Origin of the sequence: Kitasatospora sp. NBC_01266 (assembly GCF_036242395.1) — a bacterium.
In the GTDB taxonomy this organism is placed as follows: domain Bacteria; phylum Actinomycetota; class Actinomycetes; order Streptomycetales; family Streptomycetaceae; genus Kitasatospora.
In genome coordinates this window covers 4,594,371-4,608,880 of record NZ_CP108458.1, presented here as the reverse complement: position 1 = coordinate 4,608,880, position 14,510 = coordinate 4,594,371, and the positions used below count along the sequence as shown (strand labels likewise).

At 70.6% G+C, this 14,510-nt stretch carries 10 protein-coding genes and 1 tRNA gene; 4 read left to right on the top strand and 7 right to left on the bottom strand.

What is annotated here, in order from left to right; genetic code table 11:
- Positions 1-49 precede the first annotated feature (49 nt).
- On the top strand, positions 50-1,288 hold the full coding sequence (locus tag OG403_RS20095; RefSeq protein ID WP_329566335.1) for a plasmid pRiA4b ORF-3 family protein: 1,239 nt from the start codon (positions 50-52) through the stop codon (positions 1,286-1,288).
- Between the two features lie 502 nt (positions 1,289-1,790).
- Here OG403_RS20095 and OG403_RS20090 read toward each other — a convergent pair.
- Positions 1,791-1,994: a cold-shock protein gene (locus OG403_RS20090; RefSeq protein ID WP_030918248.1), complete on the bottom strand. Its 204-nt coding sequence runs from the start codon at positions 1,992-1,994 to the stop codon at positions 1,791-1,793.
- Positions 1,995-2,415: 421 nt separating this feature from the next.
- Between OG403_RS20090 and OG403_RS20085 the strand changes: the two genes are divergently transcribed.
- The gene (locus OG403_RS20085; protein WP_329566333.1) at positions 2,416-2,643 is read left to right on the top strand and encodes a hypothetical protein; all 228 of its coding nucleotides are present in this window, start codon (positions 2,416-2,418) and stop codon (positions 2,641-2,643) included.
- Between the two features lie 211 nt (positions 2,644-2,854).
- Here the strand turns inward: OG403_RS20085 and OG403_RS20080 are convergent, their stop codons facing one another.
- The 4 genes from OG403_RS20080 to OG403_RS20065 form a co-directional block, all read right to left on the bottom strand.
- Entirely contained in the window at positions 2,855-4,096 is a 1,242-nt protein-coding gene (locus OG403_RS20080; protein WP_329566331.1) for a styrene monooxygenase/indole monooxygenase family protein, read from the bottom strand.
- A 140-nt stretch (positions 4,097-4,236) separates the two neighbouring features.
- Positions 4,237-5,865 carry a DUF2079 domain-containing protein gene (locus tag OG403_RS20075; protein ID WP_329566329.1) on the bottom strand — a complete coding sequence of 543 codons (1,629 nt, stop codon included), beginning with the start codon at positions 5,863-5,865 and terminating at the stop codon, positions 4,237-4,239.
- A gap of 5 nt (positions 5,866-5,870) precedes the next feature.
- On the bottom strand, positions 5,871-7,115 hold the full coding sequence (locus OG403_RS20070) for a glycosyltransferase 87 family protein (RefSeq protein ID WP_329566327.1): 1,245 nt from the start codon (positions 7,113-7,115) through the stop codon (positions 5,871-5,873).
- A gap of 363 nt (positions 7,116-7,478) precedes the next feature.
- Positions 7,479-7,919: a MarR family winged helix-turn-helix transcriptional regulator gene (locus OG403_RS20065; protein ID WP_329566325.1), complete on the bottom strand. Its 441-nt coding sequence runs from the start codon at positions 7,917-7,919 to the stop codon at positions 7,479-7,481.
- A 195-nt stretch (positions 7,920-8,114) separates the two neighbouring features.
- Here OG403_RS20065 and hrpA point away from each other — a divergent pair, with 195 nt between their 5' ends.
- Positions 8,115-12,086 (top strand): ATP-dependent RNA helicase HrpA, encoded by a 3,972-nt coding sequence (gene hrpA, locus OG403_RS20060; protein ID WP_329566324.1) that lies wholly within the window; start codon positions 8,115-8,117, stop codon positions 12,084-12,086.
- Between the two features lie 138 nt (positions 12,087-12,224).
- A tRNA-Asp gene (locus OG403_RS20055) sits at positions 12,225-12,301 on the top strand.
- Between the two features lie 448 nt (positions 12,302-12,749).
- Here OG403_RS20055 and bldC read toward each other — a convergent pair.
- A complete protein-coding gene (gene bldC, locus OG403_RS20050; RefSeq protein WP_329566322.1) occupies positions 12,750-12,956 on the bottom strand; it encodes a developmental transcriptional regulator BldC in 207 nt (68 codons plus the stop codon).
- A 544-nt stretch (positions 12,957-13,500) separates the two neighbouring features.
- On the bottom strand, positions 13,501-14,430 hold the full coding sequence (locus tag OG403_RS20045; protein WP_329566320.1) for a hypothetical protein: 930 nt from the start codon (positions 14,428-14,430) through the stop codon (positions 13,501-13,503).
- Between the last annotated feature and the right edge of the window lie 80 nt (positions 14,431-14,510).

The following is a 14,510-nucleotide window of genomic DNA, read 5'->3' as shown; positions in this document are numbered from 1 at the left end:
GATCCTCGATGATGGAATCCTCGAGCGTCTGAGCAGACAGGAAGCGGCGATGGAACCCGAGCAGCCACGCACCGTCGAGCAGGTCCGAGGTCTCGTCAGCTGGATCGGCGCGGGACGCAAGCTCACCCAGACGGGCAAGGTCGCCCTCGCGGACGCGCGGACCCTGGTCACACTCCTGGAGACCGGCGACACCATCGACCCGGCCATCGGTGACAGGACCTTCAAGACCAAGTCCAGCCAGGAGCTGTACCACCTGAACCTGCTGGTCGAATGGGCCAAGGCGGCCCGGCTGCTCCGGGTCACCGGCGGCCGCCTGGTGCCCGTCAAGAAGAACGCGCGCCTACTGGAGGACCCCGAGCGCCTCCTCGACGCGCTGTTCGAAGCCCTGCCGCGCATCGGCGAGACGGTACTCCCCTCTGGGTGGCTCGGCTCGATGTTCGCGGAGGAGTACCCCGCCGGAATGCGGGCGGTACTGACGAGCCTCTACGCCGCCGACCTCCCGGTGCCGGAACAGAAGCTGCGGACTGCGGTGTGGGAGGCACTGTCCGGGTTCTTCGTCCTCGACGACCTTCCCGAGGACCGCCTTCGCCTGCTGCGTCAGAGCAACGACCGCGACGTGGATCGCCTCCTCGCGGCGCTCAGGGGGCTCGGGGCCGCCCAGCAGACCGGCAAGTCCGTCGCTCTCACCTCGGCCGGCCGTCTAGCCCTGGCCCGGCTACGCGGGGAGCCACGCCCTGGCGACCCGGTCTACGAGCTCCGCATCCAACTCGCCGATGTGGATCAGCCCGCGGTGTGGCGCCGCGTCCAGGTGCCGGCCGGTATCCGCCTCGACAACCTGCACCGGGTCATCCAGGCGGCCATGGGCTGGCAGAACTGTCACCTGCACGCGTTCAGCGCCAACGGCGTCCAGTACGGACGCCGTTCCTCTGAACTCGACTTCGTCGACGAGACCACCGCTGTCCTGAACGTCCTGGTCAAGGAAGGCGCGCACCTCGATTACGACTACGATTTCGGCGACTCGTGGGAGCACCGCATCACCGTCGAACGCCGGATGACAGCCGAGGCCGACCACCACTATCCCGCCTGCGTAGACGGCGCCGGAGCCTGCCCACCCGAGGACTGCGGCGGACCGGGCGGGTACGAGGACCTCAAGCGGACCCTCCAGGACTCCGACGACCCGGAGCACGAGGACCTGCTTCGCTGGCTCGGCCTCAAGACGGCAACCGACTTCGACCCGGCCCACCTCGACCTGCGCGAGATCAACCAGCAACTGCGGACCCTCGACTGACAAGCCCCGTCCGATCCCGAGACTCCGCTTGACGCCAACGCTGACGCCAACCGACGTGCACCATGGCGTCCGACGTCGCACTTCTACGGATGGCGTCAGCGATCAAATCAGGGCATCTCACCGCCCCGGCTTGGCCTGAAAAGCGGAAGGTCGCCGGTTCGACCCCGGCCCTGGCCACCAGTCCCGAACAGACACGATGCCCCCGAAGCGAATCGCTCGGGGGCATTTTGCATGCCGCTGGAAGGCGCTGCCACGTAGCGGCCCCACCGGCACGGTCGGCCGCGCCGTCAGCCGGTCTGCCACCCGCGCCAGGCCGAAGAGGGCGGGACGGCTGCTCCTGGTCGAGCTGACCCGGGAGCACACCGGCCGGTTCGGGCCAGGGCTACGACAGGGCAGCGCCCAGCCGACGCCCCGCCACGGGGCCGGAAACGCCGAGGGCCGGCACCACGCTGATGCGCGATGCCGGCCCCTGCTGCCGGTCGGTGCCGGGCAGCGAAAAAGACTAGAGGGGGCGAATGTTCTCCGCCTGCGGGCCCTTCTGGCCCTGCGTGACGTCGAACTCGACCTTCTGGCCCTCGAGCAGCTCACGGAAGCCGTTGGCGTTGATGTTCGAGTAGTGGGCGAACACGTCAGGACCGCCACCCTCCTGCTCGATGAAGCCGAAGCCCTTTTCCGCGTTGAACCACTTCACAGTGCCGTTAGCCATGAAAAATCTCCTTGAATGGGCAGTAAGAAACTCACACCTCGCGAGCTTCGCGTCGCCGCGATGATGGCCCGCCCGGTGAATGCCCGGGAAACAAAATGCGCCTGCGGTCATACCAGCAGGCGCACACAAAGTTCATGGGAACCAAAACTGCAACTAAGTCGACTGTAGCAGGGTCCGATCCGAAACGGGGGTTTCCACCGGTGCGACTTCGGACGACCCAGGCGGTGCCCGGCCGGCGGCCTCGGCGGTGCCCGGCCGGGCACGCAGCGTCGCGAACGGTGGCCCGACGGCGCCCAAGATCACCGGGGAGTGTCGGGGGAGCGTCGCGCGGCCCCGGTGAGTGCCAACAGGTGCCGAAGATCAAGAAAATTCGCCGCCCAGGATCACTCCGGCCTCTCCGAACAGGCGCATACTGGCAACGATGACGAATCCAACCTCACCCCGGCGCCACCTGCCCACCAGTCCATTCCGAACTGCGGCCCCGCCGCCCGCCAAGCGATTCGCTGTCGGGGACCGTGTGTCGCACGACGAGTTCGGCCTCGGTCGAGCGATCAGCGTCGAGGGCGACGGCACCATCGCGGTGCTCGTCGACTTCGGCTCACGGCAGGAGCGGATCACGGCGCCCTTCGCCAAGCTTTTCCTGCTCTGACCCGCTGACGCCGGTCGACACCGGAAGGTCCTGAATTCGGGACATTTGGGTGCGCTGTTCGAACCCGAAAGCCTCGAAAATCGACCGGCCGAAAGCCGGGCCGACCCTCCCCCGGGCGACGGCTTCCTTCGGTATGCCTTGACGCGGGCCCGCTGGACGCCACCGGCCGACGCCGTGCGCCGGCTGTCGGCCCGCTGGCTGGTGCTCGAAGCTAGTCGGCGAACGAAGCCAGGTAGGCCGCCGTCAACTCCGGCGTCGCCAGCCAGGCGGCGTAGTCGCTCGGCTCGGCGTAGGTGTTGGCGAGGCGACGGGCCACCTGCTCGTGCTCGGCCGCCGCGGCGAAGACCGCGTGCAGGTGCTCGGGCAGCTCCAGCATCGCGCGGGTGAAGTCCACGGTGTGGCGGGCGTGGCGCTGCCAGAAGAGCTCGAAGGTCTGCCGCATCCAGTCGGCGGTGAACGGCGCCTCGCCACGCTCGACGATCGCCGTCAGATAGTGCGCCGCCGCCCGCGCGGCGCTGTTCGCGCCCTGGCCGGTGAGCGGGTCGTTGACCACCAGGGTGTCGCCGATCCCCAGCGCCGGGCACTCCCCGCCCGCGCCACCGCCCAGCCGGGCCACCGGCTGCCGCACGGTCGGGGTGAGGGCCCCGTAGAGCGCCGCCCCCGGGTCGGTCGGCTCGGCGGCGCCCCACAGCTCCGCCTCCCACGGGAGGAACTCGCGCAGCACGGCCCGGATCCGGTCGAGCTGCTCGCCCGGAGCCGGGCGGTCGGCGAAGCAGTCCAGCGGCCCACCGGGGACGGCGCCCCAGAGCAGGATCGAGCACGGCCCCGAGAGGGTCAGCGCCGGCTGCAGGTACAGCTCGCCGGCGCCCGGGATCGCGTGCATCCGCGCCCTGGGTTCCGCCGCCGGGTCGGGCGAACCGACCCCGTGCGCGTAGAGGCCGGCCAGCGTCCGCTGCGGCCGGTCGTACGGGGAGCGCGGCCGGTCCCGCGCGAAGACCTCGGCCAGCTCGCCGCGCCCGGCCGCGACCACCGTCAACTCGTGCCGCTCGGCCAGCTCCCGCAGCCCGGCCGGGTCCAGCGTGCGGTACTCCACCCGGCCGCCCCGCTCGGCGAGCAGCTCCAGCCAGGCCGCGAACTTGATCCGCTGGTCCACCGACTGCGCGGGCTCGTCCAGCGCCATGGTGAAGGCCAGCGCCTGCACCCCGGGCGGCGCGGCGAGCACCCCCCGGACCTCCCGCACGGCCGGCGCCCGCTCCTCCCACAGGTTCAGCCCCGCGGCCCGCTCGATCCGCAGTGCGGGCCCGAACATCGCCTGCGTCGACAGCACCCGGCCCTGCCGCACCTGCTCCGGCGTCCGCGCCGCGACCACCGTCACCTGGTACCCGGCCGCCACCAGCCCCAGCGCGAGCTGCAAGCCGGCCTGCCCCGCTCCGACCACCGCGATCCGACGCATGCCGACCTCCAGGGAGAACAGGGCCCCTGATGGTACGTCAGTTCGGTTCACCGGCACAGGTCCCGCACGAGCGGGCCGGTCCCCCGGACGCCGCCGACGGCCGGACCCGCCTCAGTGCGGCACCGCCGCCAACGGGTCGGTCAGCCCAGGAACAGGTTGTGGCCCACGTCCGGCGGCACCACGTCCTGCACCGGCGTGCTGCCGGGACCCGGCAGCTGCTGCCCCGGAACCGGCTGGTCGCCGACCCGCTTCAGCAGCACCGTGCCGTCCTCGGCCCAGATCTGCTGGTAGCCGTTGGCCAGCAGCAGCTTGATCCGGTCGACCTGCTGCTGGACGGTGGCGAACGGGAAGGCCCGGTCGGTGGAGCGGATCAGCACGTAGTCCATCCCGCGCGGGGTCTCGTCCACCAGCACCACGTGGGTGCGCGCGGTCAGCCGGGGCACCACCTGGTTGTCGGCCTCCACGGTGGCCCCGTTCGGGATCAGCTTGCTGGCCCGCAGCAGCGCGGCCTCGCTCGACGCGGCCTTCCAGTAGGCGGGCACCGCCAGCGAGGCCAGGCCCAGCGGGATCGCGGCTGCCACGGTGATCGCCACGGTGGCCAGGCCCAGCCTGCGGGCCAGCTTGCGCCGGCCCTCGTTCGCGTGGAGCCGGCCGAGTACCTCGATCGAGGCGGTCAGCAGGATCGGCCACAGGAAGGAGTCATAGTGCCGGGCGATCGACCAGTGGTTGGGGTTGGTGGACAGGATCCGCTCGGCCAGCAGCGGCACCAGGCAGAGCACGGTGAGCGAGCGCAGCGGCAGCAGCAGCAGGGTGCCGAACAGCCAGAGCACCAGCAGCGGCTTGAGCGGCGCGCTGAACGCCCCCTCCACCAGCAGCCACGGGTTGTGCAGCACGTGGTTGACCGCGTCCCCGGCGTTGGCGCCCAGCTCCTGGTAGTTCCAGTAGTAGCCGGGCTGGCCGCCCATCGCGGGCAGCAGCCACTGGATCTCGACCACCGAGGCGAGCGGGCCGAGCACCAGCAGGCCCGCGCCGACCCGCAGCCCGCGCGGGTCTGCGCCCTTGCGGCCGCGCAGGATCAGCACCAGGCCGTAGGCCCCGACCATCAGGCCGAGGTCCTCCTTGGTGCAGCAGAGCAGCAGCGCGGCGAGGGCCACCATGCCGTACCGCCGGCGCATCCCGCGCTCCAGCATCAGCAGGGTGAGCGGAACCGCGAAGCCGACCTCGTGGAAGCCGACCCGGGAGGCGACCAGCAGCGGCCAGCCCAGCGCGTAGGCGAGCGCGGCCAGGTCCATCGCGCGGTGCCGGTCGCGCTGCGGCGCGGCCTCGAAGGCGATCGCGGTGATCCGCCGGATCAGCGGCACGCCGGTGGCGAAGAGCAGGGCCTGGCCGAGCAGCAGCGCGCGCGGGTCGTTCCAGATCCAGTACAGCGGCGCGAGCAGCGCCAGGATCGGCGAGAAGTGGTCGCCCAGGATCGAGAAGGTGGGCGGGAACTCGTGGTGCACGCTCTTGACCGTGGAGAGCGGCAGCCCGAAGTGCGCGTAGCCGCGCACCCCCTGGTCGAAGATCCCGAGGTCGAAGCCGCCGAGCTGGACCGAGGTCCACTGCTGGATGCCGATGGCGAAGCAGACGCCGAAGCAGAGCAGGCTCAGCAGCGCCGCCCGGCCCCGGCTGGAGGCCGCCGCGGCGGAGAGCTTGGCGAGTGCCGGCGTCAGCGCGCGGGTCCGCGGCGCCGGGACGGTGGCCGTCCGGAGGTCGGTCTGGGACGTCATCAGGTTCAGCTCTGCCTTGTCAGGGAGGCGTCCCGAGCGCTCTGGTCGAGCGGCTCGGCCTTGCTCCGGGTCAACCTGGCGATGGTCGGCCGGTGGATCCGCAGCAGGCGCCGGCCCATCACGGCCAGCACCACGATCCCGGTGAACGGGTAGATCGACGAGGGTAGCTGCCAGTACCAGGGAACCCCGAGCCCGCCGGACTGCGGCACCAGCCACATCGCGTAGGAGAGGAAGGCGGCGGCGGTGAACGCCAGCAGCAGCCGCCAGTGCAGCCGCCGCACCCCGCGCGGCCGGCTCAGCTCCTGGGCGCTCTCCGCGCCGAGCAGGATCAGCAGCGGCACGCACCAGATCCAGTGGTGGGTCCAGCTGATCGGCGACAGCAGCAGCGCGGTGAGCGCGGTGCAGACCACGCCCCAGGCCTCGGCCCGCCGGATCTCCCTGGTCGAGCGGGCCGCCAGCACCGCGATGCCCAGCCCCAGCACCAGCGCGAGCCCGCTGCCCAGGGTGGCCAGCATGCCGGGATCGTGCTTGCTCAGCAGCCGGGCCACCGCTCCGCGCACCGACTGGTCGTCCACCAGCTCGGTGACGCCGACCCGGCTGGTGTCCCAGACGTACTTGCTCCAGAAGCCCCAGGACGCACCGGGCAGCGCGACGACGCCGATCAGCATGGTGGCCAGGAAGGTGCCGCCGGCCACCATCGCGGCCCGGACCCGGCCGGTGAGCAGCAGGTAGACGGCGAACAGGCCGGGGGTGAGCTTGAGGCCGGCGGCCAGGCCGATCCCGATGCCCTTGCCGCGGTGCCGGTCGGGGCGGGTCAGGTCGTAGAGCACCAGGCAGGCGATGCCCAGGTTGATCTGGCCGTACTGCAGCGTGGTCCAGACCGGCTCCAGCCAGACGCCGAAGCCGGCCACCAGCAGCGCCCCGGCGAGGCGGAAGCGCCGGCGCGGCCAGCCGGCCAGCGTGAAGGAGAACCAGCCGAGCAGACCGAGCAGCCCGATGTTGAGGATGGTCACCAGCCCGCGCAGCATGCTGACCGGGAACCAGGTGCTCGGCACGAAGAGCATCGCCGCGAACGGCGGATAGGTGGCCGCCAGGTCCCAGACGGGCAGCCGCATCGTGTAGAGGTTGTGCCCACTCGCGACGGCCTGGCCCTCGGCCCGGTAGACCAGCATGTCCACCATCGAGACCGCCTGGAAGTGGCGCCAGATGGCGAAGACGCCCAGCGAGATCACGGCTGCGGTGGCAGCCACCCCGGTGGTGCTGAACAGCCGCGACCGGACGGTCGCGGCGGGTTCTCTGCGGTCACCCACGAGAGGCCGCAGGTCTCGGGTGCTCGGGTCGCTGCCGCGTGGTCGTGGACATCCTTGTGCTACTGCCTCTCGTGACGTGGAGCCTGGGTGTGGACGAACGACGCGGCGTGGTCAAGGGCACTGACCCCGCCACGCTAATCGCACCCCCACCCGTGCTCAGTGACCCCTATCACGCCAACTGTCACAGGGGTGTCACACCCGGTTGATGGTAACGCCACCCGAACGCCTGCCCGCCCTGCCGTACACGCCGACTCGCTCACCACAGCACTCACCGCCGCGCGTACCGCCAGGCCGGGGCACGACTCAGCGACGACCCTCGCGTCCGCGGGCCAGAGGCCTGAGCACGTCGAGCACCGCCGCCCGGTCCGGCGCCGCGGCGAAGAACGCGGCGTCCGCCCGCTCCACCACCTCGATCGCCGCCACCGCCGCCACCGCACCGCGCTCGGTGACGGCCAGCCGCTTCATCCGGGTGTCGACAGCATCGACCTGCCGGATGAGAAATTCCTTGGTCTCAAGGCGTCGAATTACCTGAGAAGCGGTCTTCACATCGGTGCCGGTGTGCTGGGCCAGCTCCAGCTGGTTGGGCCGGGAGCCCTGGCCGTCCAGGTACCAGAGGCCGGCCAGCAGCACGAACTGCGGATGGGTGAGGTCGAGCGGGGCCAGCGCGGCGGCGACCTCGCGCTGCCGGCGCAGGGTGGCGTGCCAGAGCAGGAAGCCGGGGCTGTCCTCGGGTGCCGACGCCATTGACCCGTCCTTCCGCACGCTCGGTCCCCGGGACTCTCGGCCCCGGGCGCTCGGTGCGCGGAAACTATCTCCGCGACGACTATCCCCGCAACCTCGACCCGCCCCCGGGTGTGACACTTGAGACGCCACTCACCACCCGCAGAAACACAGGTGCGGCGCACTGCCGCCGTTTGCGACCCTAGAGGGATGCCCGCGATGAGTTCCCCCGTTGTCCAGCCGGCCGACGCGCCCACCATCGGCGAGCTGGCCGCCCGGCTGCCCGAGCTGACCCTGCGCGACCAGCAGCGGATCGGCCGTCGCCTGGAGGGAGCCCGCCGGGCCCGCGGCACCGAAGCCAGGCAGAAGATCGCCGGCGAGCTGGCCGCCGAGGTCGCCAAGGCCGAACTGCGCGTGGCGCAGCGCCGCGAGGCCGTCCCGGCGATCAGCTATCCGGCCGAGCTGCCGGTCAGCCAGAAGAAGGACGACATCCTGGCGGCCATCCGCGACCACCAGGTGGTGATCGTGGCGGGCGAGACCGGCTCCGGCAAGACCACCCAGATCCCCAAGATCTGCCTGGAGCTGGGCCGCGGCGTCAAGGGCCTGGTCGGCCACACCCAGCCGCGCCGGATCGCCGCCCGCACGGTGGCCGAGCGGGTCGCCGAGGAGCTGAACAGCCCGCTGGGCGAGGCGGTCGGCTGGAAGGTCCGGTTCACCGACCAGGTCGGCCAGGACACCCTGGTCAAGCTGATGACCGACGGCATCCTGCTGGCCGAGATCCAGACCGACCGCGAACTGCGCCAGTACGACACGCTGATCATCGACGAGGCGCACGAGCGCAGCCTCAACATCGACTTCATCCTCGGCTACCTGAAGCAGCTGCTGCCGCGCCGCCCCGACCTCAAGGTCGTGATCACCTCCGCGACGATCGACCCCGAGCGCTTCGCCCGCCACTTCGGCGACGCCCCGATCGTCGAGGTCTCCGGGCGCACCTACCCGGTCGAGGTCCGCTACCGACCGCTGGTCGACGAGCTCGACGACGACGCGGACGAGGACGCCACCGAGGTCGACCGCGACCGCGACCAGATCCAGGCGATCTGCGAGGCCGCCCAGGAGCTGCAGGCCGAGGGCCCCGGCGACATCCTGGTCTTCCTCTCCGGCGAGCGCGAGATCCGGGACACCGCGGATGCGCTGACCAAGCTGAACCTCAGATTCACCGAGGTGCTGCCGCTCTACGCCCGGCTCTCCTCCGCCGAGCAGCACAAGGTCTTCCAGCGCTCCAACTCCCGGCGGATCGTGCTCGCCACCAACGTGGCCGAGACCTCGCTGACCGTCCCGGGCATCAAGTACGTGATCGACCCCGGCACCGCCCGGATCTCCCGCTACAGCCACCGCACCAAGGTCCAGCGGCTGCCGATCGAGGCGATCAGCCAGGCCAGCGCCAACCAGCGCAAGGGCCGCTGCGGCCGGACCAGCGACGGCATCTGCATCCGGCTCTACTCGGAGGAGGACTTCCTCGCCCGCCCCGAGTTCACCGACGCCGAGATCCTGCGCACCAACCTGGCCTCGGTCATCCTGCAGATGACCGCGGCCGGCCTCGGCGACATCGCCGCCTTCCCGTTCCTGGACCCGCCGGACTCGCGCAACATCAAGGACGGCGTCAACCTGCTGCACGAGCTCGGCGCGCTGGACCCCGAGCAGAAGGACCCGCGCAAGCGGCTGACCACGCTGGGCCGCAAGCTCGCCCAGCTGCCGGTCGACCCGCGGCTGGCCCGGATGGTGCTGGAGGCGGACAAGAACGGCTGCGTGCGCGACGTCATGGTGATCGCCGCCGCGCTCTCCATCCAGGATCCGCGCGAGCGCCCGACCGAGAAGCGCCAGGCGGCCGACGAGCGGCACCGCCGGTTCAACTCCGAGACCTCCGACTTCCTCGCCTACCTGGCGATGTGGCGCTACGTCAGGGAGCAGCAGAAGGAGCTCTCCTCCTCGGCCTTCCGCCGGATGTGCAAGTCGGAGTTCCTGAACTACCTGCGGATACGGGAGTGGCAGGACATCTACACCCAGCTGCGCACCGTCGCCAAGCAGTTGGGCGTCGTGATCGAGGAGCCGCATCCGGACGCCGAGCCGGACGCCGACCGGATCCACCAGTCGCTGCTCGCCGGACTCCTCTCCCACCTGGGCCTGTTCGACGTGGAGAAGCGCGAGTACGCCGGCGCCCGCGGCGCCCGGTTCGCGGTCTTCCCGGGTTCGGGCCTGTTCAAGAAGCCGCCGCGCTGGGTGATGTCCGCCGAGCTGGTGGAGACCTCCCGGCTCTGGGCCCGGATCAACGCCAAGATCGAGCCCGAATGGGTCGAACCGCTGGCCGCCCACCTGATCAAGCGCACCTACAGCGAGCCGCACTGGGAGAAGAAGGCCGGCGCGGTGATGGCCTTCGAGCGGGTCACCCTCTACGGGATGCCGATCGTCACCCAGCGCCGGGTCAACTACGGCCGGATCGACCCCGAGCTCTGCCGCGAGCTGTTCATCCGCAACGCGCTGGTCGAGGGCGACTGGGAGACGCACCACCACTTCTTCGCCGCCAACCGCAAACTGCTCGGCGAGGTCGAGGAGTTGGAGACCCGGGCGCGCCGCCGGGACATCCTGGTGGACGACCAGACCCTGTTCGACTTCTACGACGCCCGGCTGCCCGAGGAGATCGTCTCCACCCGGCACTTCGACTCCTGGTGGAAGAAGACCCGGCACGAGCAGCCCGACCTGCTCAACTTCGAGAAGTCGATGCTGATCAACGATGCCGCCGACGGCATCACCGAGGAGGACTACCCGGACCACTGGCAACAGGGCAAGCTCCGCTTCACGCTCACCTACCAGTTCGAGCCGGGCAGCGACGCGGACGGCGTGACCGTGCACATCCCGCTGCCGGTGCTCAACCAGGTCTCCTCCGAAGGCTTCGACTGGCAGATCCCGGGCCTGCGCGGCGAGCTGGTCACCGCCTGGATCCGCGCGCTGCCCAAGGCGATCCGGCGCAACTTCGTGCCGGCGCCGGACTTCGCCAAGGCCGCGCTGCGCGAGATGACCGACCGCCAGGAGCCGCTGCTGCCCACCCTGGAGCGGATCCTGCACCGGATGGGCGGCCAGCCGATCCCGCCCGAGGCCTGGGACGACGAGCGGGTGCCGGACCACCTCAAGGTGACCTTCCGGGTGGTGGACGGCAAGCGCCGGCTCGCCGAGTCCAAGGACCTGGAGGAGCTGCGCCGCAAGCTCACTCCCAAGCTCAAGGAGACGCTCTCCTCGGCCGCCTCCGGCCAGGGCATCGAGCGCACCGGGCTGACCGGCTGGCCGGACGGCCTGCCGCTGCTCCAGCGCACCTTCGAGCAGCGCTCCCGGGGCCACTCGCTGCGCGCCTACCCGGCCTTCACCGACGAGCGCGACAGCGTGGCGATCAAGCTCTTCGACACCCAGCAGGCGCAGGCGCAGGCGATGTGGGAGGGCACCCGGCGGCTGCTGCTGCTCACCGTCAACTCCCCGGCCAAGGGGATCCAGGCCCGGCTCGGCAACCAGGCCAAGCTCGCCCTGTCCTACAACCCGCACGGCTCGATCCCGGCGCTCTTCGAGGACATCACGGCCTGTGCCGCGGACCGGCTGATGACCCTGGCCGGTGGTCCGGCCTGGGACGAGGAGTCCTTCACCAAGCTCTACGACAAGGTCCGGGCCGACCTGTACGAGCTGTCGGCGGACACCACGCTGAAGACGGCCTCGGCACTGGTCGCCTTCCACCGCGCGCAGAGCCGGCTGAAGGCGGTCAGCAGCCCGGTGCTGCTCTCCGCGGTGAACGACATCAAGCTGCACCTGGCCTCGCTGGTGCACCCCGGCTTCGTGACCGGCAGCGGCTGGCAGCGGCTCGGGGACGTCAAGCGCTACCTGGTCGCGGTGGACCGGCGCCTGGAGGCGCTGCCCAACCACCCGCAGCGCGACCTGCAGCACCTGCTCAAGGTGCAGGAGGTGCAGCGGGCGTACGGCGAGCTGCTGGCGGCCGTGCCGGCCGGCCAGCAGCCCAGCGCCGAGGTCCGGCAGATCCGCTGGATGATCGAGGAGCTGCGGGTCAGCTTCTTCGCCCAGTCGCTGGGCACCCCCTCCCCGGTGTCGGAGAAGCGGATCCTGAAGGCGATGGACGCGGCGGCCGGCACCCTCTGAGGGAGCCCCAGGTCGGGTCGGCCGCCCCCGTCGGCGGCCGGTTCGACCTGGGGGCCCGGCATGCAGTACGATCTGTCTTGTCGCTGCTACGAGCAGCGGAAATCACTGGGCAAGACAGTGAACAGCAGTCAACAGCAAGGCCCTGTGGAGCAGTTGGTTAGCTCGCCACCCTGTCAAGGTGGAGGTCGCGGGTTCAAGTCCCGTCAGGGTCGCCACCAGCAAGAGGCCCGGAACCATCAGGTTCCGGGCCTCTTGGCGTCTCTCCGTCCGGATCGGCCGACGGCCCGTCAGGAACTCACTACCGGCACCGGGTCCGGAGCTCAAGGATCCGCGCTGTGACGGTCGTCACTTATCTTTTCTTGAAGTCAGCCGAGCGGGACCCCCCCTGTAGACGCCCTGATTTAATATATAAAATTGTACTGACTCCCGCGACTTTCCATAGTCGCGTCCATCGGATTTAATCCCGCCCCACGCGTCACAAAAGTTATTCATTGGCACGTCATTTACTGGTCAAATGACAGCCATGAAATGGTTGACACTCATGTCTTCCGCGCACGAAGAAGGGGCCGCTTCCCGGACCCGGCGGAGTCCGGGGAGCGACCCCTGTCTATCTGGCTGTCCGGCTTTCCCGGCGGCGGTACGGCAGCCGCCGCCGGGGCCGCCTCAGGCCTCGGCGCGCTGGGCGGGGATACCGGCCAGCAGAGCCCGTACCTCCGCCTCTCGGTAACGGCGGTGTCCGCCGAGCGTGCGGATGGACGTGAGCTTGCCCGCCTTGGCCCAGCGCGTGACCGTCTTGGGGTCTACACGGAACATGGTGGCAACCTCTGCCGGCGTCAGCAGGGGCTCAGCGTCAGGGGTACGAGCGGTCATGAGCGGCCTCCTCGGAGAACCGAACCAGGGCGGTTCTATCCTTCAAATTCTGCACCTTGGCCCGCGATGCCCGAAATGGCAGAGACGGACCGAGTCGGTTATAGGACGAACGGCTTGTCCTGGTGTCTACAACTACACCATCCGTCCAGCCCTATCGACCAAACCGCCAAAATTGGCCCCTGACGGGTTCAAGAGCGACGGAAGGCAATGGACCACCCCATAGCGGACAGTCACGATATCGCGACAACCGGTAACGGAGGGCCCAGATCCATCGATTCCCCCCAAAGGGCACACCGACCCCAGATCCACCCAAAAGTGGGCAGGAGTGAGGAGAGTTGGGTTGGTTGTCCCATTTTTACCTTTAGCTGCGACTTGGCGTCAACGGTGAGTAGTGTCACGTTCGTGGGGTATTGACCCGAACCGGGACCTAGGTCCCGGCCGACCGAACACGCCGCTCACACCCGCCCCGCACCGCGCTGAGCCCGCGTCACTCTCCCGCCCCTCCCCCGGGCTGACTTCCCATCAGCCCGCCCGCAAGCCCCCCTCAGTTCGCCTGCCGCAGCGCCAGCACCTCGCGCCAGCGCCCCGCCACCACCTCGTAGGTCCGCGCCGCCCCCTGGGTGTCCCCGGACCGCAGCGCCGCGAGCCCGTCGGCCACCTCGGCGGCCGAGTGGTCCGCCGCCAGCCGCTCGCCGTCGATCGCGTGCACCAGACCCCCGTAGTCGAGTTCGACCAGCGAGCGCGGGTGGAACTCCTCCAGCCAGCGCCCCACCTCCTCCGCCCCGACCGCCAGCGGTGTCCCCTTCACCACCTCGCGCAGCACCCGGTAGGCCCGCGCCACCCGGCGCCGGGCCTGCGCCATCGAGGTCAGGTAGAACAGCGCGGCCGGCTGCCCCGGGCGCTCCGGCCCGGCGGGCTCGGCCGGGCAGTAGTGCCGCTCCTCGTCCCCGAACGGCAGGAACCAGCGCAGCGGCACCTCCCAACGGCTGGTCAGGATCCACGGCCGGGCGTCCGGGTGGTCCGCCCGGAAGCGGGACTGCGCCGCCTGCGCCCGCTCGCGCACCGCCTGCGGCAGCACGGTGTCCAGCAGCGCCACCGGCAGCGAGTCGCGCAGCTCCTCCAGCGCCTGCCAGCTGCGCAGCCTGGTCGCCCAGGGGCAGACATAGGTGACCGCGTCGAGCACCCGCACGAAGGCCTGCTCGCTCTCCCGCCCCCGGCCTTCGGTTGCGGGAGCCCCCAGCGGCAGCGCCCACGGGGGTCGGGGAAGCAGTTCGGCGAGCGCCCCCCGCTGTGCTTCCAGCGCCGCCCGCGCCACCGGCTCGTCGGCCGACGCCGCGTCAGGCCCCCGGTCGGCCAGGTACGCCTGCCAGCGGGCCCGTTCCGGCTCGGGGAACGCCGCCAGCGGCTCGTACACCCGCAGGTGAGCGGCGTAGGGCGGCAACACTGAGGTGTGCACAGCGGTCACGTCCTGCATCGTCGCACGGGCCACCGACCGGGAGGGAGGAATCGGCCCGATCCGAACAGCGGGATCCCCGCTGTCCGGGATCCGAACAG

What these genes read in the sequence shown, in the direction of transcription:
- OG403_RS20095 (WP_329566335.1), top strand. Translation starts at nt 50, where the DNA reads ATGGAACCCGAGCAGCCACGCACCGTCGAGCAGGTCCGAGGTCTCGTC.
- OG403_RS20075 (WP_329566329.1), bottom strand. Translation starts at nt 5,865, where the DNA reads ATGACGTCCCAGACCGACCTCCGGACGGCCACCGTCCCGGCGCCGCGG.
- hrpA (WP_329566324.1), top strand. Translation starts at nt 8,115, where the DNA reads ATGAGTTCCCCCGTTGTCCAGCCGGCCGACGCGCCCACCATCGGCGAG.
- bldC (WP_329566322.1), bottom strand. Translation starts at nt 12,956, where the DNA reads ATGACCGCTCGTACCCCTGACGCTGAGCCCCTGCTGACGCCGGCAGAG.
- OG403_RS20065 (WP_329566325.1), bottom strand. Translation starts at nt 7,919, where the DNA reads ATGGCGTCGGCACCCGAGGACAGCCCCGGCTTCCTGCTCTGGCACGCC.
- OG403_RS20085 (WP_329566333.1), top strand. Translation starts at nt 2,416, where the DNA reads ATGACGAATCCAACCTCACCCCGGCGCCACCTGCCCACCAGTCCATTC.
- OG403_RS20080 (WP_329566331.1), bottom strand. Translation starts at nt 4,096, where the DNA reads ATGCGTCGGATCGCGGTGGTCGGAGCGGGGCAGGCCGGCTTGCAGCTC.
- OG403_RS20090 (WP_030918248.1), bottom strand. Translation starts at nt 1,994, where the DNA reads ATGGCTAACGGCACTGTGAAGTGGTTCAACGCGGAAAAGGGCTTCGGC.
- OG403_RS20045 (WP_329566320.1), bottom strand. Translation starts at nt 14,430, where the DNA reads ATGCAGGACGTGACCGCTGTGCACACCTCAGTGTTGCCGCCCTACGCC.